Source organism: Paenibacillus sp. B-A-8, assembly GCF_048572915.1.
Classification (GTDB): Bacteria; Bacillota; Bacilli; order Paenibacillales; family Paenibacillaceae; genus Paenibacillus_AQ.
Genome location: NZ_CP183882.1, coordinates 5396355 through 5419391, shown reverse-complemented (window position 1 = coordinate 5419391; position 23037 = coordinate 5396355). Strand labels below are relative to the sequence as shown.

Below are 23037 nucleotides of genomic sequence, written 5' to 3'. Positions count from 1 at the left end.
GATGAAGCATACGAAGATGAAATGGAGAGGTATAGCTCCACTAAGCAAAGGATTGCTAGCAGCTGCAATTGCTGTGGGAAGTCTCTTGATCCCTGCGGGTGCCAGTCATGCCGATTCTAATAGTACGATACGAGTTGCCCTTTATGCCGATATTGGTAGTAAATATAAATCTACCGTGCCAGTAGTAACTATGCAATCAACACAAAGCTTTACTTTGATGTCAAACCAACCAGGGAGCGCTCCTTTGTTATCGGTGCCTGCGCAGAGCAGAATTCGTGTTAGTGTGGATGGTTATAGAGTGAAGGTAATGGAGATTTCAAGCTGGAAAACAGCTGCTGATGCGGCTAAAAAGCTTCAGTCTACTTCTGATAAGCCTCAGATTTTTATGATTTCTAGAAATGGAACCAATGTGTACCAGTTGTATACAGGGGTCTATGCCAGTGAAGCTGCTGCCAAGGATGGGCTTGCCCGTGTAGTAAAGGCAGGGCTCGGTATTCCTGCTGATCAAACCCCTGCAGTGAAAGGCGATAGGCATTTATCGGCGGGTCGCTATTCTTCGGAACAAGAAGCTGATAGTGCTCTGAGTAGTATTACAGCTGCTGGTTTTGATGCATGGAAGGTGTTATTGTCGGGAAGTGATGGCAGCGCTCAGTATGAAGTATGGGTTGGCGAAGCTGCGAACGATAAAGATTTGGCTGCTGTTCAGACTGCAGTGTCTGCAGCATTGCCGCAGCTGGCTGGATCTGCTGCGACTTCACCCGGGTTAATGTTGCGTGTAGATGCTGGGCTTGATTTTAGCAATGAAATACAGGCTAATCATTATATGGTTTCCGGAAATGATGCTAAGTTTTTGGCAGTTGGCAATGAGGCTGGAATTCAGCTCGAAGAAAGATCCAAGCGTACCTACCGTGGAAATATGGAGCTAAGTAATTTGAGAGGCTCTCTAGCGGTTATCAATGAAGTGCCACTGGAACAATATTTGTACGCAGTGGTTGGAGGAGAGGTTTCCTCCAGCTGGCCGGATGAAGCTCTAAAGGCTCAGGCTGTCGCCGCCCGAAGCTATGCAATGGCGCAAGGCAACCGTTTTGATGTAGCGAATGTAGTAGATTCTACATTGAGTCAGGTATATAACGGAATTGGATCAGAGGCTCCTGTCATTATTAAGGCTGTGGATGCTACTGCTGGTGAAGTGTTGATGAGTGGTGGCAAAGTTGTGGAGGCTGTGTTCTCCTCGAACAGTGGCGGTGTAACAGCTGATCCATCGGAGGTATGGGGCAATGGTGGAGATGCATTCGCCAGTGTTCCCAGCAAAGAGGATGTCGCAGCTACCGCGACCGCTAAGAAGTGGTATTATTTACTGCTCGCTAATGGCACCTCAGGATACGCACGTGAGGATAACATTAAATTGACAGGGAATAAAACTGCAGCGGGACTGGACATCGCGACAGCTACCACTAAAGATGTCAATGTACGACCCCTTCCTGCTGTTGAAAGTAGTGTAAGTGCGGTAGGTAAGTTGAATCCAGGCGAGAATGCAGTTGTTCTGGATAAAGTTTATGAGTCCGGCAGCTATAGCTGGATCAAAGGGCCATATACCTCTGCCGACCTTCTAAAAAGCTTGCAGGGTAAAACAACCAGCACGCTCCCTTCCAGCATTCTTAATTTGCAGGTTACTCAGCGCGGTCCTTCTGGAAGAGCGATTCAGGTGAAAGCAAATGGTCAGTCTCTGGATGTGAAATATCCTGATATGTTCCGTTCTGCGTTTAATGGATTGCCAAGTACATTGTTTGATATTGTACCAGCCGGAAGTTATACTGTATTAGGCGCTGACGGTACTACTAGCACGATTGGAAGTTCACAGAGCGCAGGTGTACTCTCTGCATCAGGTAAGGTTAATGTAAACGGCAGTGGAACTGTAGTGATGGGCGGGGATTCATCAGCCAGAGCGATTACTAACAGTTCGGGCTTTCTATTCATTGGCCAAGGATACGGTCATGGTCTAGGCATGTCACAATGGGGCGTAAAAGGCATGGCTGACAGCGGGTATGATTACAAGCAGATATTGCAACACTATTATCAGAACGTTACTATAGTTAAGGAATGAAGACAGACCATGAATGTAGACGCATATGATTTTCATTTGCCGGAAGAATTAATTGCCCAGACACCACTCTCTGACCGTAGCTCTTCTAGACTACTCCTAGTAAATAAGGAGGATGGGGCGCTGGCTCACCGGCATTTTACCGATATTATTAATTATTTTCAACCGGGAGATACGCTCGTTCTGAATGATACGAGAGTCATTCCTGCCAGATTGTTTGGGGTTAAAGAAGATACGGGAGCTAAGGCTGAAGTGCTTCTTCTAAAGAATTTGGGAGACGATCGATGGGAAGCGCTTGTTAAGCCGGGCAAGAAGCTTAAGACAGGAGCGGTTATCATCTTTAGTGATGAGCTTCGTGCTGTTATCGAGGACGAGGCTGATATGGGCGGCCGAACGCTTCGCTTCATTTATCAGGGTATTTTCCAAGAGATTTTGGACAGGCTGGGAACGATGCCACTGCCTCCTTATATTAAGGAAACACTGGATGATCGTGAACGATATCAGACCGTTTATGCTAAGCATGAGGGATCGGCAGCTGCTCCTACAGCAGGGCTTCATTTTACCAAAGAACTGTTGGAACAGATTGAGGCAAAGGGTGTAAATATCGCTTATATCACACTTCATGTGGGTCTCGGTACGTTCCGTCCAATGTCTGTTGAGAAGGTTGAAGAGCATGTTATGCATTCAGAGTATTTTGTAATGTCTCAAGAAACAGCAGACACTATAAATGCTACCAAGGAACAAGGGGGCCGCATTATTGCAGTTGGAACGACTTCTTGTCGGACACTTGAGACGGTAGGAAGACAATGTGAAGGCGGTCCGCTTGTTGAATGTAGTGGTTGGACGGATATTTTCATCTATCCGGGATATAAGTTTAGTGTAGTCAATGCGTTAATTACTAATTTTCATTTGCCAAAGTCAACTTTGGTAATGTTGGTTAGTGCTTTGGCAGGTCGGGAACATATTTTAGCTGCTTATGAAGAAGCGATAAATCAGAAGTACCGGTTTTTTAGCTTTGGAGATGCAATGTTTATTTACTAAGGTAAGAGGATGGGTTAACTTATGGCAGCAATTACTTATGAGCACATCAAAACGTGCAAACAATCCGGAGCAAGACTTGGAAGAGTCCACACTCCACATGGTGTGATTGAGACACCTGCATTTATGCCAGTCGGCACACAAGCCACAGTCAAGACAATGAGTCCTGAAGAACTGAAAGAAATGGATGCTCATATTATTTTGAGTAATACGTACCATCTATTCCTGAGACCGGGACATGATATCGTTCGTGAAGCAGGCGGACTGCACAAGTTCATGAACTGGGACCGTCCTATTCTGACGGATAGCGGCGGGTTTCAAGTATTCTCGCTCAGTGACATGCGCAAGATCACAGAAGAAGGCGTTCATTTCCGTTCTCATCTAAATGGGGACAAGAAGTTCTTGTCTCCTGAAGTAGCTATGGAGGTTCAAAACGCACTTGGCTCTGATATCATGATGGCATTCGATGAGTGTCCACCATTCCCAGCTGAATATGATTACGTGAAAAAATCACTGGAGCGTACAACACGCTGGGCGGAACGTTGCCTGAAAAGTCATGCTCGTCCGAATGATCAAGGTCTATTCGCTATCGTGCAAGGTGGTATGTATGAGGATCTTCGCCGTCAGAGTGCGGCTGATTTGACTTCCATGGATTTCCCGGGGTATGCTATTGGGGGGCTCAGCGTCGGAGAGTCCAAGCAGCTAATGTATGAAGTGCTGGATTATACAGTTCCCCTGCTGCCACAAGGAAAACCTCGCTATTTAATGGGCGTTGGTTCACCGGATGCACTGCTGGAAGGATCAATCCGGGGAGTGGACATGTTTGACTGTGTTCTGCCTACTCGTATTGCTCGAAATGGAACAACGATGACCAGTCAGGGAAGACTCGTTGTACGCAACGCAAAGTATGCCCGCGATTTTGGGCCGCTTGATCCGGAGTGCAATTGCTACACATGCCGGAATTATTCCCGCGCTTATTTGCGCCATCTAATCAAAGCCGATGAAACCTTCGGACTTCGATTGACGACATACCATAACTTACACTTCCTGTTGGATTTGATGCGTAAAGTACGTGAAGCCATCAAGGAAGATCGGCTGCTTGATTTTCGCGATGAGTTTTTCGCAAAATACGGATTATATGATAATCTTAAAGGCTTCTAGGTTGAATTTAATGCCTTAATGTACTTTGAAAGGGGGGAGAAATATGTTTCAATATGCAGCAGCAACAGGTGGAGGTAGTATACTAGGTCTTGTAGGTCCATTTGTACTTATGTTTGTAGTATTCTACTTCTTGCTGATTCGTCCGCAACAAAAGAAGACCAAAACTCGTAATGCGATGTTAAAGGCTTTGAAAAAGGGCGACAAGATCGTCACAATTGGTGGTCTTCACGGTACGATCATGGAAATCTCCGATGATATCGTGGTTCTACGGGTTAATGATGTAACTAAACTGACCTTTGATCGCGGTTCCATTAGTCACTCCGTTGCGACGGATGTGGAGGAGAAAGTATAGTTTTATCAGTATTAACTACATAAAAAGCGGTGTCTCTCTTTAAGAGGGACACCGCTTTTTTGACTTTCATTTTTCAAAGTGATCTATTCGTTTAACGCATATCCGTTATTCGGCTGCGAACTGTGAGTGATTCTTCACGTCCCCGTAAAGTCAATTTGGCAAGCTGAACACCAACAGTAGAAGCCAAGACTGCTAGCAGAGTGCCGCCTATCATATCTGTAAGCCAATGAATGCCCAGATAGAAAATACCAAAGACGATTACGACTGCGGAAATACTCGTAATGACCATCCAACGGCGGTTTCCTGAACGGAATGCCAGTAGTGCCATTGTAACGGAAATGGACGTATGTAGACTCGGGAAGCAGTTGTTGAGACCGGATAGAGGGCGGTACTCTTGCTCAAACTTCGGAAATACATCCAGCATAGTAAACCTAACACCTGCAGGTACATAGGACCATACCTCATTTACAGGGAAATATAGGTAGAATGGAATCGCTACGGCATAGTTAATGATAATAGCATAGCAGGTTGCGTACAGCATCACACGGTTCTTATCTAACAGATAAACACCTAGAGAAGCTGCTAGTACAGATTGAAGCATGAAAATGTAGAAGAAAACTATGATAGGCGTTAGCCATGGACTATAGAATATATCCTGAACAGCTTGGACAAAATGCCCCTCTAATCCAAATACAAAGGATGTATAATCTGAGGCAAGATGCATTTTTTCTTCAATTTGCAGTTCATATTTATTCAAGACCAGTACACCAAACATTCCTGCCATCAGTAGCAAAAACTTATAGGATCGCAGCATCTCTCTCCCAATTTCAACTAATGCCATGATGGGATTACGACGAGCGCCAATCCATATTAATATCACTACTAATGCAACTGTGTACAAAACAATATGGTTCATTGATTGGTAAAACAAAGCATTCGAAGCCTCCTTGATTCTCTTTATGAAGTCAGATGATCACAGTTTAACATATTTTCAAGGAATGTTTCGAATTTAATGAAATAATAATTTTAGCTTTTCTGTAAATTAACCCCAAACATTCCGCCAAGCGCTCCAATTGCTGCAGCAGCCAGCACCCAAAGAAGATCAACACCAGAAGGTGAGCTATCCAGAGCCAGAAATCCAATTAGCAGAACGATAATCCCGTAAAAGACTCCTGTAAGACTTCCCTGATACCAGCCTTTGTTCGTGGCTCTGCGACCGGCGGTTAGTCCTCCGAATGCTGCGGCTATGCCGTGTACTATATAAGTGTACATTGAGAGATCTTGCTCCTTGAGACCGCTGCCCCATAATAAAAGAGAGAGGACAAACGCGCCAAACAGCATCCAAAGGAATGATCGACATAGACCAGATAACACAGGATTGGCTATTCTCCATGAGAACAGGCGCCGGATTAAATACATGGTACAACCTCCTAAAGTTTTTTTAGAAAAATAATCTACATAAGTTATTATTCATTGTATGGGGAGGCTTGCCCCAATAGTACAAGAATGGGCATTGCAGCCTTTTTACCATTAATTAATATGTTCGCTTCCGAATGTTCCCTGTGCTGAGCGGTCAGAATAGGGTTACATTAATCCGCCCGAGAAAACAAGTCTGCGGGTGAGAGTGGAGGGGAGCGAAGCTATATGTCCCAGCATATCACTACCCATATTTTCTTGACCGTGCTGATGTATTTCTTCATATTCCTGTGCATGCGTATCATGGGGAAGAGGGAAATCGGTAAGTTATCTGTATTTGATCTAACGATCTCAATTATGATTGCTGAGATTGCTGTTTTTGTGATCGAGGATATTAATCGCCCGATTTACGAAGGTCTGGTTCCGATGGCCACATTGGTTATCATTCAGGTTGTGGTTGCTCAGCTCAGTCTTAAGAGTAGAAAGATTCGGCTGTTAATGGACGGTAAACCGAGCATACTTATTTCTGGAGGTAAGCTGCACCGGGGAGAGATGCGTAAACAAAGGTACAATATTGATGATCTGCTGCAGCAATTGCGAGGTCAGAACATAGCTAGTCCTGCAGATGTGGAATTTGCGATTCTGGAGCCCAGTGGTCAGCTTACCGTTTTTGAAAAAGACAAAGGACTTTCATCTTCCAATCAAACAGGCAATAGCAGTTCAGTTGCTGAGAACAATAAGAACGATGAGGATGCAGATGTAAGCAGTCAGAAAGTAAAGCTGCCAAAGAACAAAATCAGATATGAAGGGCTTCCTATTCCACTGATTATGGATGGAAAGGTCCAGGATCATAATTTAGAGATGATAGGGAAAACAAGGTTCTGGCTGAGAACCCAGATTCGCCAAAAGGGAGTATCAGATTTCCGGGATGTATTTCTTTGCTCCATTGATCATAAAGGCCGAGTGTATGTTGACCGTTTGGATAACAGATAACCATTCTAAAGCCAGCGCTTAATGAACGGCAGTCGATCCAAATCACGAAGTGAGATAAGACCAGCTAATAGACTGATACCGAAATACAGGGCCATTCCTATCGCAGAGGCAAATAAAAATTGAATCCATTGTGCATCTGCAATGGGAATGGAGATGTATACATAACGCACGCCCGCTCCCATAATGATCATCGCACATAAGGTCTTAATGGTATCAGTTATTCGTAAGGATAATGAAATTAGACTGACCACGCTGTACCCGTGCAGTAGAGTAACAAGAACACTGTTCACAATTATGGCAATGATTGCGCCGTAGATTCCGTAATCAGGCTGTGAAGCTAATATAACAATCAAAATGATTTTGACTACTGCCCCAATAAGGGTATTGATGAGTGCCCTTCCCGGTTTGTCCATAGCTTGAAGCGCAGCTTGTAAGGGGGCTTGAACATAGAGGAACAAAGCGAAAGGGGCCATCAGCTTTAGCATAGGAGCGGTGTCCGCATTGCCGTATAACAAATTACATAGTGGGACCGCCAAGACATACATAAGAACAGCAAAGGGAGCGCCTGTTACCAGAGCGAGTCGAAGGGCTTGATGCATTCGTTTGTGAATGGTAGGCAAGTCCTTTCTCGCGGCAGCCTCGGATAAAGATGGGACCAAAGACACCGCAAGGGAGGAGGTCAAAGCTCCGGGAAGCAGCAGTAAAGGAATCACCATTCCCTGTAAAGACCCATACTGCGCAGTCGCTGCGGCTGTTGCGATTCCTGCCAATGCAAGACTTCGTACGGTAATTATAGATTCCAGTAGATAGGAAAAAGAGCCCACAAGTCGGCTTGCCGTTACAGGAATAGATACACCTAGTAAACGCCGCAGTATGGGGGAGGTTGATTTTACAGCTTCTGGATTAGAGGGTATACTCTCCTGTTCGACCGGCTGCTGCTCTAGGAAGGGGGTTGTTTTTTTATCTTTTTTCGTGATGACATAATATTGCCACAGAATGGCTAACATTCCACCAATCTCTCCCACAGTTACACCGAGCATCGCCCCTGCAGCAGCTAAAGCGATACCTTTAGGTAGCAGAAGCCAAGAGAACCACAGCATAAAAAATATTCGCACGATAGACTCAAAAACCGAAGAAAGTGCGGAAGGAATCATGTTCTGCCTACCTTGGAAATAACCACGGTAGATCGCAGATACAGCAACAATTCCAATCATTGGGATCATGGCAATAAAAGTATAATAAACTCGGCGGTCTGTTAAGAGCACATTGGAGACCCATGAAGCACTGACCAGCGCAACAATGGTAAAGAAGATCCCTAGTCCGACACTAAGGGTAAGGCCAGTCCGTAAAATTTGCCGCGATTTCTCAGGGCGGTTCTCTCCCTCAGCTTCCGCCACCATTTTAGCAATAGCCAGAGGAATACCACCTGTAATGACAGTAACCAGCACGAGAAAAAAAGGATACACGAGCTGATATAGACCCACGCCCTCTGCTCCAATGATGCGCGGCAAAGCAATTCGGGGTATAAATCCAAGCATTCGATTAATGATGCCGGCGGCAAGCAAGATTAAAGTTCCTTGAATAAAGCTCTGTTTCCTCAAAGGTCACGCCTTCTTCCCCAAATGAAATGAAACGCTGGCCAACTTGTCTATTCTTATGGATATGCTGTACCCCTATCCCTGCATGCCTTGTTTTAGTAGTTGTAACTTTTTGTGACGGAAGGAGGAAAGCAGAGAACTTGGGTCGAATACTTATGGTAAGCATACGCACACGAGCGATCTTTGGAGGTGTCATCACGTGGAATCGGAACAGTGGAATCATGATCAACATAGTGAAGAAATCGAAGCCATGTGCCGCAGCAAAGCTGAAGAATTCCGGCTCCTCGGCTATGAGTATGTAACCAGCAAGGATATTTGGGATTGTATCAGTCGTAATTATGATAAGGACGGGATGCCTCCCTTGCATAAGCTGGTAAATGATATTTATTCCTTAAAAGCCAATAGTTACATGACTTATTTGACTATAGCGGCCTATCGGGGGTTGAACTGAATAACAAACACTCCGTTTCTTTTTGCGAATAGGTACATAAAGCTGTAAAGTGAGAGAATAATAACTTCACATTTCCTATATAAACGGATGTCTTGCTGTTATGAGCAGGGGCGGCCGTTTCTTTGTGTGAGTATAGCTATGTCCATGCTGTGAATTGACGGTCATTTCGCGTGTAGCTATAATAGGAATATTGAGTTAATGAAAGGGGAACTAGCTAGAGCATGAAGAGACTAATGGGCTTTATTATTACCGTGCTCGTTTTGACAGGCGTCATGGTATTTACTACTCCTGGACTGCTGGACAAGGTTAGACTTGGTCTTGACCTGAAAGGCGGATTTGAGATTCTGTACCATGCAGAGCCTATGGAAGCGGGAGCTGCATTGTCCCGAGCTTCACTGTTGAAAACAGCAGAAAGTTTGGAAAAACGGGCTAATGCGCTCGGAACCAGTGAACCAGAGGTTACAACTGAAGGTACTGACCGTATTCGTTTGAAAATTGCGGGCGTTACTGATGAAGCAGAGGTTCGTAAGAAGATGAAGGAGCCTGCAGTTCTGACTTTCCGTAGTGCTGCTGAAGGTGACGCTGAAGGTACTTACAGCAAGATCGAACTGGTAGGTAGTGATTTTGTTGAAGGTGCAGCAGAGGTTGGACGGGATAACCTGAATCAGCCAATCATCAGTATCAAAATAAAAGACAAGGATAAATTCGCAGAGATTACTAAACGCCTCTTAGGAAAGAATCTCGCAATTTATTTGGATGAGAACAAACTATCGGACCCTACGGTACAAGCAGTACTTACCGATGGTAGTGCGTCTATTTCCGGTCAGTATACAATTAAAGAAGCACGTGAACTGGCTGACACTATTAATCTTGGTGCGTTGCCACTGAAACTTACTGAGAAATACTCCCAAAGTGTGGGTGCAACACTTGGTAAACAGTCGCTTGAACAAACGATCAAAGCTGGCTTAATAGGTTCTTTGATTATCCTTATCTTCATGATCGGTATGTATCGCTTGCCAGGTCTCTTGGCTAGTTTTGCACTGATCTTGCATACATGGTTGCTAATTGTGGTCTTTGTCTTTGCGGACTTTACATTGACATTGCCTGGTATAGCCGCGTTTATTCTGGGTATAGGGATGGCCGTCGATGCCAATATCATTACAAATGAACGGATAAGGGAAGAAATGCGCAGTGGTAAAAGTGTACTTTCCTCTGTTAAAGCAGGTAATAAATCCTCTTTCCGGACAGTAATGGACTCCAATGTCACAACTGTTATTGTGGCGGCTGTCATGTTCGCCTTCGGTACAGGTGCAGTCAAAGGTTTCGCATTGGTACTGATCGTGGAAATCGTACTGAGTATCGCTACGAATCTTTATTTCTCCCACTGGTTGCTTAGCCAGCTTGTTAAAGCAGGTAAGCTGAACAAACCGAAGAGTTTCGGTGTTAAGGAGAGTGATATTCGTGCGCTTTAAGAAAGAGCTTGATTTCGTACATTTGAGTAAATTTTTCTATGTTTTTTCCATTGCTCTTACAGTGGCAGGTTTGATTTTCCTAGCAACCTTTGGATTGAATTACAGCGTTGATTTCAAAGCAGGATCTAATGTTGATATCTCTCTGTCTAAGAATTTGACATTGGAAGAAGTTAATTCAGCGGTTGAAAAAGTTGGGATTTCAAGTGAGCCAAGCATTACGTTAGGAAGTGAACGGGTCAACGTTCGTTACGATCAAGTACTTGATGAGCAACAAGATGAAGCGCTTAAAGCAGAGATCTTGAAGCTGGACGATAAGGCATCGTTTGAGATTAACACCGTGGATACTGAAATGTCTAAAGAACTTGCACGTAATGCGATCTATGCGGTTCTCATTTCTTGTCTAGGGATTATCATTTATGTAAGTATCCGTTTTGAATGGCGGTTTGCATTGGCAGCTATCGTTTCACTGATCCATGATGCTTTTATGGTCGTTGCCATCTTCTCTATCTTCCGTTTGGAAGTGGATTTGACATTTATTATAGCGGTGCTTACCATTATCGGTTATTCCATCAATGATACGATCGTTATCTTTGACCGTATCCGTGAGAATTTACGTTTTGGTAAACAGAAGACCTATGAAGACTTGAAAGAACTTGTGAATAAGAGTGTGGCTCAGACCCTTATGCGCTCTCTCTACACAGCATTTACCGTGTTTATTGCGGCGTTCTTCCTGTTAATTCTCGGAGGAGAGTCCATCAAGATGTTCTCGCTTGCGATGGTTATCGGATTGCTATTCGGAGCGTACTCTTCCATCTTTATTGCAAGTCCGGTGTGGCTACTGCTTAAGAAACGTGAGAAGACAAAGGTAAAAAGTAGCCCAGCTAAAGGTTAATGTCTCAAGAGAAATAACATGGCTACACTTGAATGAAAAAAACATCAACTTTATAATTTAAGAAAGCCGCGTCAAATGCGACGCGGCTTTCGAAATCTTTGGGGTAGTATGTCATGTGTATTGTATCATCATGAGATTACTTGCTAGTGGTAAGGGGGGCCTCGTATGAATAAAGAACGATCACCGCAAAGCAAGACGGTTGCTTGGACAGGGATCATCAGCGATGTTACTTTGGCAGTAGCTAAGGGTAGTTTTGGCTATATTTCAGGTAGCAAGGCATTAATGGGCGATGCTTTATACTCCGGAGCAGATGCTGCAGCTAAATTGGCGGATATTCTTCCGTGGCGCTCTGAAGAGAACAGAAAGAGCAAGCAACGGATAGAAGATCGGCGGGGGAGTAAGGAACCGCTTTTAGCTATACTTTTTTCGGTATTAATCCTAATGGGAGGGCTGCAGATCGTATTCTCTGCAATCCGTGACTTAACCGAAGGACAGTCATCTACTCGCGGTGAACTTGCACTTGTAACTGTCTTGCTATCTATTGTATTTAAAGAAGCTGTATTTCAATATCAATATCGGTACTTTAAAAAAATAGGTGATGGCAGTCATGCTGCTTATACCAATAGTCATCGTTTCAGTTTATATACTTCTATCACAGTATTAGTTGGGATATCATTATCAATGGGAGGGACCTATTGGCATCCTCTACTCTATATGGACCCTATTGCCGCACTTTTAACTGGATGCTTAATTCTTCGTAAAGGCTATATACTCATTGTTAGTACGGTAAATGGTAAGAATGTGCAGGAGCTACCTTCTGAGGAGGCAGCTAATTTTATTGAAACTGTACAACGTGTTCACGGCGTTATCCGTGTGGAACATTTGAAGGCGCTTGAGCAAGGGAATTATGTGAATCTGCATGTGAAGATCAGTGTAAATCCGCGGATAACGGTGATGGAAGCACAGGATATATCGGAATGTGCAAGAAAGTTATTACAACACCGGTTTGTTCATGTTGGTGAGGTACACATGGACGTAGTTCCTTATGACCCCGGATATCCATACAAAAGTAACTATGAATTGGCGGATAATGATATTCCGACGTTGCTTCAGTAGTTCGCAAGGTGAGAGAAAGGTGAGCGCTATTGCTTTATTCAAAAACAAGATGGCAATCTCCGGCAGCCGATCCCGACATCGTAAGGGATATGGCCCGGAGCCTTTCTATTTCTCCGCTCTTATCCTCACTATTAGTGAATAGAGGAATGAATACGCCGCATGAGGCTCTATCGTTCATGGATGGCGGTGTGGAAGCTTCGCATGATCCTTTCCTCCTAAAAGGAATGGCCGAAGCGGTTCCCAGAATTAGAAAGGCTTTAAAAGAAGAAGAACATATTCTTATTTACGGTGACTATGACGCCGATGGTGTGTCCAGTACTGCATTAATGATTCATTTGCTACGTTACTTGGGCGCTTCCTTTGATATTTATATCCCGCACCGTTCGAATGAGGGCTACGGGCTGCATAATCATGCTTTGGATTGGGCTCTACAGCAGGGTGTATCCTTAATTATTACTGTAGATACTGGCATTAGCGCCTATCATCAGATTGCTTACGCTAATGAACTCGGGATCGATGTGATCGTCACGGATCATCATGAGCCACCAGAGCTTCTCCCTGAGGCTTACACGCTGATTAATCCGAAGCTGCCCGACTGTCCATATCCCTTCAAAGGATTGGCGGGTGTGGGGGTAGCTTATAAGCTTGCCCAGGCTATGTTAGGGGAGGAAACTCCCGAAGAATGGGCGGAAATAGCTGCTATCGGTACTGTAGCGGATTTAATGCCGCTTCTAGACGAGAATCGCGAGATTGTTCGAAACGGGTTAGTCAGTATGCGAAACTCTCGATTCCCTGGTATTCGTGCTTTACTAGGTGTCAGCGGGGTGAACATGAGTACCGTGAGTGCGGTTAATATCGCTTTTGGAATGGCGCCTCGTATAAATGCGAGCGGTCGTCTGGATCATGCTGGACGGGCAGTGGCTTTACTTACAACAGAGCATGCTGATGAGGCAGAGCAACTGGCTGGGGAACTTGATCTGCTCAATAAAGAACGCCAATTGGTTGTAGAAAGAATTGTAGTGGAGGCCACTGCAAAACTGGAGCAGATGACTCAGGGCGGAGAAATACCAGATATCATTGTTCTTGCTGAACAAGGTTGGAATGTGGGTGTGGTAGGTATAGTGGCTTCTAAACTGCTGGAGCGTTACTATCGGCCTGTGATTATTCTGGATATTCATCCAGAGACCGGTATGTGCAAAGGCTCTGCCCGCTCCATTCCTGGCTTTGATATATATGCGGCGTTATCCTCTTGTTCTAACTTAATGGAGCATTTCGGTGGTCATCCAGCAGCCGCAGGAATGAGTCTGCATCAGGACGGCTTAGAAGCCTTCGCTGCGGCATTAAATGAATACGCGGCTACTGTGTTGACACCGGAGCATTTCGTTCCTGTTACTTCTGCTGATGCAGAAGTGTCGATATCTGATTTGTCCCTTCAGACCGCGCTTGAATTGGAAAGGCTTGCACCTTTCGGGATGTCAAATCCTTTGCCAAAGTTTATCATTCGTGGGGCTACCGTGAAAGAGACACGAACAATGGGGCAAGAAGGAAAACACTTAAAGATTGTATTGCAGCAGGGGAAGAGCACGATTGAAGCCTTAGCTTTTGGTAAAGGAAATTTGGCTAAGCTCCTTCCTGCGGGCACCACAATCAATGTGCTGGCAGAACTGTCGATCAACGAGTGGAATGGCTCGAGGAAACCACAATTGATGCTCCAGGATTTATTTGTTCAAGATGCTCAGTTATTCGATCTCCGTGGCGCTGCTGACGCTGTACGGCAAGCTGCGCATATTAGAGAGCTGCTGCTGCCTTATAGCGGTGCTGGTCCATATCGTGCCGCAGCAGTGTTTCAGAGCGGACGTATGACTCCACAGACTGAATTGATAGGAATGTCCTTCTGGGTATATGATAAAGAAGATGGCATTAGCGCCGCTAATAAGGATGACTCAATTCAGGAATCAGGGCATGTCTCATTGTTATGTCTACTGGATATGCCGGAGACGCCTGAACAACTTGACGCGTTACTAAAGGCTTTTCCTAATGCTGATAATATCGCTCTGTTGCATTCTATAAAGGATGGTCGTGAACGACTTATCATTCCGACACGGGATCATTTTAAAATACTTTATAAACTGCTGGCGTCAATCACTGCTGTTGCAACACCTGAGAATGAAGTGCTGCTGCGGCTAAGCCGACAATCATCATTAAGTATTCGAATGCTTAATAAAATGTTAGATGTGTTCGAGGAGCTTGATTTTATCGAAAGAAGTCAGGGAAGTGTGACCTTTATTACGCAGCCCGCAGCTAAGAGTCTTACAGCATCAAGTCATTTCGTTAGACTGGGGCAGATGGCGGAAATGGAGCAGTACTTCATGGAAGGTAGCCTGTCTGAGCTACAGGATTGGATGTTATCACGTCGTTTAGGCGTATCGTAATTACGAAGCAAGTTTTGCCGAACTGAACTCAAAGTAGCATATGCTAACAAAACAAAGCAGACGCTTACGAAGTAAGTTTTGCCGAATTGAACTCAATGAAGCATATGCTAACAAAACTTTTAGGAGATGAAAAATTTGGATTTTAAAGATAGTATTCGCGTGATTCCTGACTTTCCAAAAGAAGGTATTAGTTTTAAAGATATCACCACTTTGCTAAAAGACGGTGACGCTTACCGCCAGGCGATTGATGCACTGAAAGCTCTTGTAGCTCACTTAGAAATAGACGTAATAGCTGGACCGGAAGCACGTGGCTTTGTAGTTGGTGCACCGCTTGCTTATGCATTGGGTGTAGGTTTTGTGCCAATTCGTAAGAGTGGGAAACTGCCTTATGAGACTATCGAGGTTGGGTATGATCTTGAATATGGTAAAGACACACTTGCTGTTCATACAGATGCGATTAAGCCTGGACAAAATGTATTAATTGCTGATGATTTATTAGCAACAGGAGGCACTATAGCTACTTCGGTAAGCCTTGTGGAGCAGCTTGGTGGTAAGGTGGTAGGCGCAGCATTTTTGATTGAATTGGTTGAGCTTGCTGGACGTAATAAGCTTTCTGGAATTGAAGTTATTACTTTAGTTGATTACGAAGATTAATCCGATAAACTTGTCTTTTCCCGGGAAATAAATGGGCATTTATGTATCGAATGATGTTGAAAAGTGCAAACAACAGCAATTCTCTGTCACCACTTGCGGAGAATTGCTGTTTTGCATTTTTTGATCAAAATGCTTCTTAAACGATCAACCGGAAATTTCAGTTTTGAGTCAAAAAAAAGACTGCTTAATCCATAAAATGGATCTAGAGCAGTCTTTTTGAATTATTAATTCATAAATAAATTAGTGAGCAGCTTTATCGCTTTCCCCACCATCATTGGACAGTCCAAGAACTTCAATGAGTTTGAAGAATATGGCTAGAACGATACCAACAATTGTAGCTAGAGCCATACCACTGAGTTTTACGTTGCCCATAGTAAGGGTTGTGCCACTAATTCCGACAACAAGTACCAGGGTAGCCATGATCATGTTAGTAGCCTTGGAAAAATCAACTTTTTGCTCAACAAAGATCCGTAAACCTGATGCGGCAATTACGCCGAATAACAGCAGGGATACACCACCCATTACAGGTGTCGGGATGTTAGCAATAACGGAGGAGAAAGTCCCTGAGAACGAAAGCACAATGGCGATCACCGCTGCACCGCCAATAACATATACCGAATAAACTTTAGTTAAAGCCATAACCCCGATATTCTCACCGTAGGTTGTATTTGGAGTAGAACCGATAAAACCGGAAAGAATGGTTGATATCCCGTTACCCATCAGGGAACGGTCAAGTCCAGGATCTTTAGCCAAATCTTTACCGACGATATTACTGGTTACAAGCAAATGTCCAATATGCTCAACAATTACAACAAGCGATACTGGAATAATGGTTAGGATTACATTCCAATCGAAGGATGGAGTAACAATGGTAGGGTGTGCTAAAAAATTTGCATTAGATATGGCAGCAGTATCCACCATTTTCATAATATAAGCTAAACCATAACCAGTTACGATACCGATGAGGATATGAATGATTTTAGGGAAACCGCGGAAAAGCACAGCTCCGATTACCGTTACGCCCAGTGTTACCATAGAAAGTGTGATTGCTTTGCCATCAGGAGTCCAGTCTGCAACTGCAACACCTTCAGGAGCAATAAGTCCTGCCATACGCGCGGCAACAGGCACAAGCTCAAGTCCGATCGTTGCTACGATAGCACCCATTACAGCTGGTGGGAAGACGACATCAATCCATTTTGTTCCTGCATAACGGATGATTAAAGCAACGAGTACAAAGATAACACCAGTGATGATGAAAGCGCCTAAAGCAAGCGAATACCCTTTCATATGATCATCTTGATGATCGGCAAGCACAGATAAGACTGGTGCGATAAATGCAAAGCTGGAGCCTAGGTAGGCAGGTATTTTACCACGGCAAATCCAGATGTATAACAGTGTGCCGATACCGTTCATCAGCAAAATCATCCCAGGGTCAACCCCGAACAAGTTAGGCACTAGCACTGTACTGCCAAACATGGCGAACAAATGCTGTAGGCTTAATAGAAAACCGGGGCCCCATGGAAGTTTTTCATTAACTTGAATTTCGCGTTGCAATGGAGTTCACTCCTCTTTCTTATTGGCTATGATATTGTCCAGCGAAAATCCGCCTTTACTAGATTAAATAGAACTGGGCATTTTTACAACAACATTTTCACAAGTGTTATTAATTTGTCCGATTTTCATAACTTTTACTTCTTGAATACCATGAGATGGCAAGTGTTGACGTAATCCTTCGTAAGCGTCATAATTATAGACAACTTTGAACAAGAGCGTAAGTTGCTTGCGAAATGATTGGAACCTGCAGATTGTAGAATGATTGCGGGTTCATTTTATTATAGAAAGGAAACGGATACGACGAGAATGGGCATAGAGCGATTAATTGATAAGGCTGGCGCCTATATAAAAGATAAAGATCTTCTCCGCATCCGGGAAGCTTATGAATTTGCCGATCAGGCTCATCACGGGCAGATCCGCAAGTCGGGGGAGCCATACATTCTGCATCCGCTGGCGGTGGCAGATATTGTCGTCAATATGCAAATGGATGTTATATCTATTGTTGCGGCGCTTTTGCATGATGTTGTGGAAGATACGACGGTCTCATTGGAACAAATCCGCGCGAAATTTGGGGATACCTGTGCGATGCTTGTCGATGGCTTAACTAAGCTGGAACGCATCCGTTTTCGCTCAAAGGAAGAGCAGCAGAACGAGAATTACCGTAAGATGTTTATTGCGATGGCGCAGGATATCCGGGTTATCGTTATCAAACTAGCGGATCGCCTGCATAATATGCGTACGTTAAAGTATCAATCTGAAGAGAGCCAGCGCCGTATTTCTTACGAAACGTTGGAGATTTTCTGTCCTGTGGCTGATCGTTTGGGGATTTCCGCGATTAAGTGGGAGATGGAGGATATTGCACTTCGTTACTTGAATCCGCAGCAGTACTATCGCATTGCTAATCTGGTGCATAAGAAGCGGGCAGAACGTGAGCAATTTATCGACAGCGTAATTGGCCGTATTCGTGCCAAGCTGGATGAAATGGGCATTGAAGGTGATCTTTCAGGTCGCCCGAAGCATATCTACAGTGTCTATAACAAAATGAGCACAAAAAACAAACAGTTTAACGAGATCTATGACCTCTTGGCCATCCGTATCATTGTGGATAATATCAAGGATTGTTATGCAACCCTCGGAATTATTCATACGCTTTGGAAGCCGATGCCAGGTCGATTCAAAGATTATATAGCTATGCCCAAAGCGAATATGTATCAATCTTTGCATACTACAGTGGTAGGTCCTGGCGGAGAGCCAACCGAAGTGCAAATTCGTACTTGGGAAATGCATCGCACGGCTGAATACGGGATCGCAGCACACTGGGCATACAAAGAAGGTACCAGCAATAATGTGAATCCGGAGAACCGGATGCCATTTTTTCGCGAAATATTGGAGCTGCAGCATGAGGCCAAGGATGCCGAAGAGTTCGTAAAATCACTCAAAATGGATTTTTTCTCGGATCTTGTGTTCGTATTTACGCCTAAAGGCGAGGTTATTGAGCTTCCTGCGGGTTCTGTACCGCTTGATTTCGCATTCCGTATTCATACGGAAGTGGGGAATCGCACGATCGGTTCTAAGGTGAATGGAAGAATCGTACCGCTGGATCACAAGCTGAAGACAGGCGATATTGTTGAAATACTGACGTCTAAGCATTCTTATGGACCGAGCCGCGACTGGCTCAAGATTGCCCAATCCTCTCATGCGCGAAGCAAAATTAAGCAATGGTTCAAAAAAGAAAAGCGTGAGGAAAATGTCGAAAAAGGTCGCGAAGCGATTGAACGTGAGCTGAAGCGTCTGAATGTCGAGGTTTCTGAGTGGATTTCCGATGAAAAATTATTAGAAGCTGCGAAGAAATTCGCTTTTAACGATGTTGAGGATATGTTATCTGCTGTTGGCTTTGGGGGAATTACCGCTTCTCAGATTGCTTCCCGTTTGACGGAGAAGCTGCGCAGAGAGCAGGAAGAAGCCGCTAATCACTTAGAGCTTACCTCAGAGATGAAGGAGATCAAGTCTTCCGGCGAAAAACGTAATCAACCTACCAATGGTGTTAGTGTAAAGGGAATTGAAAATTTACTTGTCCGTTTTGCACGATGTTGTAATCCGGTACCGGGTGACGATATTGTAGGTTATGTTACACGGGGCCGGGGAGTATCTGTACACCGCCAGGATTGTCCTAACATTCCGGGTGAAGGTGATGGAGAAGAAGCAGCAAGAGTGATTGAAGTGGAATGGGAAGGCACGATGGAAGCGAACTACAGTGTGGATATTGAGATTACTGGTCATGATCGTAATGGACTGCTCAATGAAGTGCTGCAGGCGGTTTCCGAGAGTAAAACGAACATTTCTGCGGTCACTGGGCGCTCTGACAAGAATAAGATGGCAATGATTCATATGACCATTCTCATCCGTAACACAGAGCATCTGCAATCCGTTGTAGATAAAGTGAAACGAGTCAAGGATGTATATACAGTGAATCGGATTATGCAATAGGGCAAGGAGCGGAGTAGTACGATGAGAGTTGTAGTACAGCGTTGTAAGGATGCCAAAGTAACCGTGGATAGTGCAGTGACCGGAGAGATTGGCAAAGGCTTGATGCTGCTAGTCGGCGTTACGCATGAAGATACAGAAAAGGATGCCAAATATTTGGCGGACAAAATAGCAGGACTGCGTATTTTTGAAGATGATGCCGGTAAAATGAACTACAGTGTCACGGAGACTGAGGGAGCAATTCTTTCGGTATCCCAGTTTACTTTATACGGGGATTGTCGCAAGGGGAGACGGCCGAACTTTATGGGAGCAGCAGCTCCAGCGGAAGCCGAGCGACTTTATGATTATTTTAACCAAGAGCTTAGAGCCGGAGGTCTTCAGGTGGAGACGGGTGTATTTGGAGCGATGATGGATGTGTCGCTGACCAATTGGGGCCCGGTTACTCTCATTTTAGATAGCCGCAGTTAATGAAAAAAATGTCGAAGATTGCTTCCTATTTATCAAGACCTTAACATCAAAAATTTCAAAATTAAAAAAGCGTCCAACATATTAGTCGTGACTAATATGTTGGACGCTTTTTTGGTATTGTAATTAACCATATTAATTACTTCAACACTAACCGATAAGTCGTTAGTTTGGGCTTATTATCCACAAATGTGCTTGTCGAGACCATTAGTTGCTTGCCCGAAGGGCTCCAGGCGACGGTTGCGACATCCTGGAAATCGCCGAGTTGCTCGATCTTGCCGGTCTTCGCATCCGCAACGTAGACACCGTTCATGCCGTCCCTGTCCTTGTTATACACGGCGAAGGCCAAGTATGAGCTATCTGGGGACCAATCGAAGGCGTACATCTGAGTCGTCACGGCGAGCTTAGTCCGCTTTGAGGTGTCGTTCGAGTTCATGAGGAACAGCGTGCGTTCCGTATCCCCCGTGCTCTTCAGCATGGCTAACTGATTGCCGTCAGGGGACAGTGACATTCTCCAGACGGATTTGTCCACGATCGTCTCTTTCTTCGTCTCCAGATTGTAGGCCGACAGTGTGTTATCGGGATTAGGGTTGATGTAGAAGAGCATATTCCCAGTCTTCGCTGCATAATCGAACATGACGTTTTTATCTTTACTAAGCAATACCTCGTCTTTACTAACTGTCCCAACCTGCAGAATGGCACCTTTACCGTTGCCTACGATCAGGTGATTGGAGTCTGTCCACTGGCCCCATTCCTGTCCGCCCTTATCCTTATCCGTGATTATCCGGCTAGTTCCGGTTGGCAAATGCACAAGGACACCGCGGCCACCGTCCATCATGAAAGAGGTGTTTTCATGGAAAAAGACATATTGGCCGTCCGGCGAGACAATCGGACTCTCTTGCACGCGGTCTTCGCTCGGTTTCAGCGCTTTGACCTGTTTCGTTTTCAAGTTGTAAATATACAGCTGGGTAGGCTTCATTGGACCGGAGTCGGAATCAATCTTCTTCGCGTCCGGATTCGTCTGGGCAATTAACAATTCGTTCTCGTTCAGCCAATCTTGCGCATACAGGCCGTCAAGTCGCTCGAGTTGATCCATGGTGATTGATTCATCGATTTGCGAATCAGGCTTCTCTGGCTTGTTCTTGTCAATGACGGTAACTGGTGGGCTATTAGTTGCTCCACCGCCGTTATTCTGTGTTATGCTGCTGCAGCCTGCGATCCCAACCGCTAGTAATACGATCCCAACTTGTTTCATCTTCATGAATGATGTATCTCCTTCTAAGCTGTGTTATAAAACCTGATAAGAGTGTACCAACAGGATGTCTCCACAGTATTTCGAATTGTTTCCAAGTTGTAAACGTATCGAGACTTGGAGAAGAGAGAAGTTGGGACTTATACAGAATCATGATGATAGAGGGGAAACCGTACTTCGAACACGCTCCCATTGGAGTCTGAGCGTTTCAATTGTATGATTCCTCTTTGCTTCTCCACCCATTGCTGAACGAGAGTAAGTCCCAAGCCGCTTCCTCTCGTTTCTTTTGAACGCGCCTTGTTCGCGGTGTAGAAGGGTTCAAAGATTCGCTCCTGGGATTCGGAAGGAATGCCAATTCCCGTATCAACAATTTCTACTTTTGCGTGATTCTGTTCGGTATACAATCGAATATTGATGCTTCCACCGGGGAGGTTGTATTTGATCGCGTTGTCCAGTAAATTAACGAAGATGTGTATTAAACTCTCGCGTTCCGCCCATATGGTGGCAGGTACTGTGTGAAGCTGAAAGGTTAGACCGAATTTGTCAGCCTTGCCTTTCATAAGAGAGACGAGCTCGTCCAGCACGATATCAAGTGACACGGCTTCAGCCTGGTATTCGAATTCGTACTTCTCCAGTGAGGCAAGGCGCAGCGCGTTTTCCACTAGCTTGTGCAGTCTAGACGATTCCTTGCGAATGCTTTCCATCGCTTGCTGAAACAGTAAAGGATCATCTGGGTATAGTTCCAGTAGATCGGCATATGCAGTGATAGAAGTGAGAGGTGTCTTAAGTTCATGACTAATATTATTAATGAATTGCTTCTGTTGCTGCTCCAACACTTGCAGCTTGTCTACGACAAGCGATAGCTTCGCTTTCTCCGTTTCTAACTTCTTCATACTCGATTCGATCTCACGGCTCATGCTATAAATGCCCTCGCTTAATTCGCCAAGTTCATCCTTACGGACTAGCGGTGCATGATCAATATACGCTCCTGCTTCGATGTTGTTCGCTGTCTGCTTGAGCAGAGTTATAGCTTTGGATTGTCGGTAGACATAGAGGAAGCCAAGCAAGAAGCTGGCGAGCAGAACGGTTGAGCCGGATAGGAAAAACATTGTTCTTGTCTCCCGGTAAAAGGCGTGCAGCTCGCCCACGGGTCTCTGGAATTCGGCTACAGCGATCAGTTGTTCCTCGAACATGATGGGTGTGAAATAATATAGCACGTCCTGGACGTCCGAATAAGCAACTTTGCCCTGGAGTGCATACTGCAGCGCATCCGGCATAGTGGGGGAAGGAACGAGAGGCAGCGAATTCCCGATCTCGACACCGGTCTCATCGTACAGTCGGACGTGCAGTCCGTTGGATTGCCCCAATCGATTGGAGAGATCCATGCCACGATACTTCATGAATGCCTTCAAGCTGACCTGTTCCCCGGACAAGTAGCTCATCTTCACCGTCAATTCGGCGCGGTTCGTCATCTCCGCCATTTCACGCTCCAGTCCAGTACGTTGGTTGTGACGGATACTGCGTAGTACTAGCACACTAAGCACGCTCACCGTGAACAACAGCAAGCCCGCGAGCAGCAGGGAGAACTTCCATCGTAAACTCACCC

General features: G+C 44.9%; 19 protein-coding genes. 13 read left to right on the top strand and 6 right to left on the bottom strand.

Translation table 11 applies throughout. From position 1 onward, the window contains the following. The first annotated feature begins 1 nt into the window (after window position 1). From ACN6MV_RS24470 to yajC, 4 genes are read left to right on the top strand one after another with little or no spacing between them, the layout of a single operon-like run. Window positions 2–2104, top strand: coding sequence for a SpoIID/LytB domain-containing protein (locus ACN6MV_RS24470; RefSeq protein WP_419885045.1), 2103 nt, complete (start codon window positions 2–4; stop codon window positions 2102–2104). Window positions 2105–2113: 9 nt separating this feature from the next. After that, entirely contained in the window at window positions 2114–3142 is a 1029-nt protein-coding gene (gene queA / locus ACN6MV_RS24465; protein WP_042130506.1) for a tRNA preQ1(34) S-adenosylmethionine ribosyltransferase-isomerase QueA, read from the top strand. A gap of 21 nt (window positions 3143–3163) precedes the next feature. Next, window positions 3164–4300: a tRNA guanosine(34) transglycosylase Tgt gene (gene tgt / locus ACN6MV_RS24460; protein ID WP_042130504.1), complete on the top strand. Its 1137-nt coding sequence runs from the start codon at window positions 3164–3166 to the stop codon at window positions 4298–4300. A gap of 43 nt (window positions 4301–4343) precedes the next feature. Then, on the top strand, window positions 4344–4652 hold the full coding sequence (yajC, locus tag ACN6MV_RS24455) for a preprotein translocase subunit YajC (protein WP_042130502.1): 309 nt from the start codon (window positions 4344–4346) through the stop codon (window positions 4650–4652). Window positions 4653–4743: 91 nt separating this feature from the next. On the opposite strand, the gene ACN6MV_RS24450 is transcribed toward yajC, so the two are convergent. Together ACN6MV_RS24450 and ACN6MV_RS24445 are read right to left on the bottom strand one after the other, a co-directional pair. Next, a complete protein-coding gene (locus ACN6MV_RS24450) occupies window positions 4744–5583 on the bottom strand; it encodes a phosphatase PAP2 family protein (RefSeq protein WP_419885044.1) in 840 nt (279 codons plus the stop codon). Between the two features lie 95 nt (window positions 5584–5678). After that, window positions 5679–6071, bottom strand: coding sequence for a TIGR04086 family membrane protein (locus ACN6MV_RS24445; protein WP_042130498.1), 393 nt, complete (start codon window positions 6069–6071; stop codon window positions 5679–5681). A 225-nt stretch (window positions 6072–6296) separates the two neighbouring features. On the opposite strand from ACN6MV_RS24445, the gene ACN6MV_RS24440 reads away from it, so the two are divergent. Further along, a complete protein-coding gene (locus tag ACN6MV_RS24440; protein ID WP_042130496.1) occupies window positions 6297–7061 on the top strand; it encodes a DUF421 domain-containing protein in 765 nt (254 codons plus the stop codon). Between the two features lie 5 nt (window positions 7062–7066). On the opposite strand, the gene spoVB is transcribed toward ACN6MV_RS24440, so the two are convergent. Then, window positions 7067–8662 carry a stage V sporulation protein B gene (spoVB, locus tag ACN6MV_RS24435; protein WP_419885043.1) on the bottom strand — a complete coding sequence of 532 codons (1596 nt, stop codon included), beginning with the start codon at window positions 8660–8662 and terminating at the stop codon, window positions 7067–7069. A 196-nt stretch (window positions 8663–8858) separates the two neighbouring features. Here spoVB and ACN6MV_RS24430 point away from each other — a divergent pair, with 196 nt between their 5' ends. From ACN6MV_RS24430 to ACN6MV_RS24405, 6 genes are all read left to right on the top strand, one after another. Further along, complete coding sequence (locus ACN6MV_RS24430; protein ID WP_042130493.1) at window positions 8859–9110, top strand: post-transcriptional regulator; 252 nt, start codon at window positions 8859–8861, stop codon at window positions 9108–9110. Window positions 9111–9331: 221 nt separating this feature from the next. Further along, a complete protein-coding gene (secD, locus tag ACN6MV_RS24425) occupies window positions 9332–10582 on the top strand; it encodes a protein translocase subunit SecD (RefSeq protein WP_042130491.1) in 1251 nt (416 codons plus the stop codon). Further along, window positions 10572–11474, top strand: coding sequence for a protein translocase subunit SecF (gene secF, locus ACN6MV_RS24420; protein ID WP_042130490.1), 903 nt, complete (start codon window positions 10572–10574; stop codon window positions 11472–11474). Before secD ends, secF begins: the two co-directional genes overlap by 11 nt. Window positions 11475–11639: 165 nt before the next feature. Next, entirely contained in the window at window positions 11640–12590 is a 951-nt protein-coding gene (locus ACN6MV_RS24415) for a cation diffusion facilitator family transporter (RefSeq protein ID WP_076117411.1), read from the top strand. 29 nt (window positions 12591–12619) lie between these two features. Continuing rightward, on the top strand, window positions 12620–15022 hold the full coding sequence (gene recJ / locus ACN6MV_RS24410; RefSeq protein ID WP_419885042.1) for a single-stranded-DNA-specific exonuclease RecJ: 2403 nt from the start codon (window positions 12620–12622) through the stop codon (window positions 15020–15022). A 135-nt stretch (window positions 15023–15157) separates the two neighbouring features. Then, entirely contained in the window at window positions 15158–15676 is a 519-nt protein-coding gene (locus ACN6MV_RS24405) for an adenine phosphoribosyltransferase (protein WP_042130484.1), read from the top strand. 240 nt (window positions 15677–15916) lie between these two features. Here the strand turns inward: ACN6MV_RS24405 and uraA are convergent, their stop codons facing one another. Continuing rightward, entirely contained in the window at window positions 15917–17230 is a 1314-nt protein-coding gene (gene uraA / locus ACN6MV_RS24400; RefSeq protein ID WP_042130482.1) for a uracil permease, read from the bottom strand. Between the two features lie 306 nt (window positions 17231–17536). On the opposite strand from uraA, the gene ACN6MV_RS24395 reads away from it, so the two are divergent. Further along, the gene (locus ACN6MV_RS24395; protein WP_042132407.1) at window positions 17537–19717 is read left to right on the top strand and encodes a RelA/SpoT family protein; all 2181 of its coding nucleotides are present in this window, start codon (window positions 17537–17539) and stop codon (window positions 19715–19717) included. 21 nt (window positions 19718–19738) lie between these two features. Further along, the gene (gene dtd, locus ACN6MV_RS24390) at window positions 19739–20182 is read left to right on the top strand and encodes a D-aminoacyl-tRNA deacylase (RefSeq protein WP_419885041.1); all 444 of its coding nucleotides are present in this window, start codon (window positions 19739–19741) and stop codon (window positions 20180–20182) included. Between the two features lie 136 nt (window positions 20183–20318). Here the strand turns inward: dtd and ACN6MV_RS24385 are convergent, their stop codons facing one another. Both ACN6MV_RS24385 and ACN6MV_RS24380 read right to left on the bottom strand, forming a co-directional pair. Beyond that, window positions 20319–21440, bottom strand: coding sequence for a TolB family protein (locus ACN6MV_RS24385; protein ID WP_419885040.1), 1122 nt, complete (start codon window positions 21438–21440; stop codon window positions 20319–20321). A gap of 131 nt (window positions 21441–21571) precedes the next feature. After that, the gene (locus tag ACN6MV_RS24380) at window positions 21572–23035 is read right to left on the bottom strand and encodes a sensor histidine kinase (RefSeq protein WP_419885039.1); all 1464 of its coding nucleotides are present in this window, start codon (window positions 23033–23035) and stop codon (window positions 21572–21574) included. Window positions 23036–23037 lie beyond the last annotated feature (2 nt).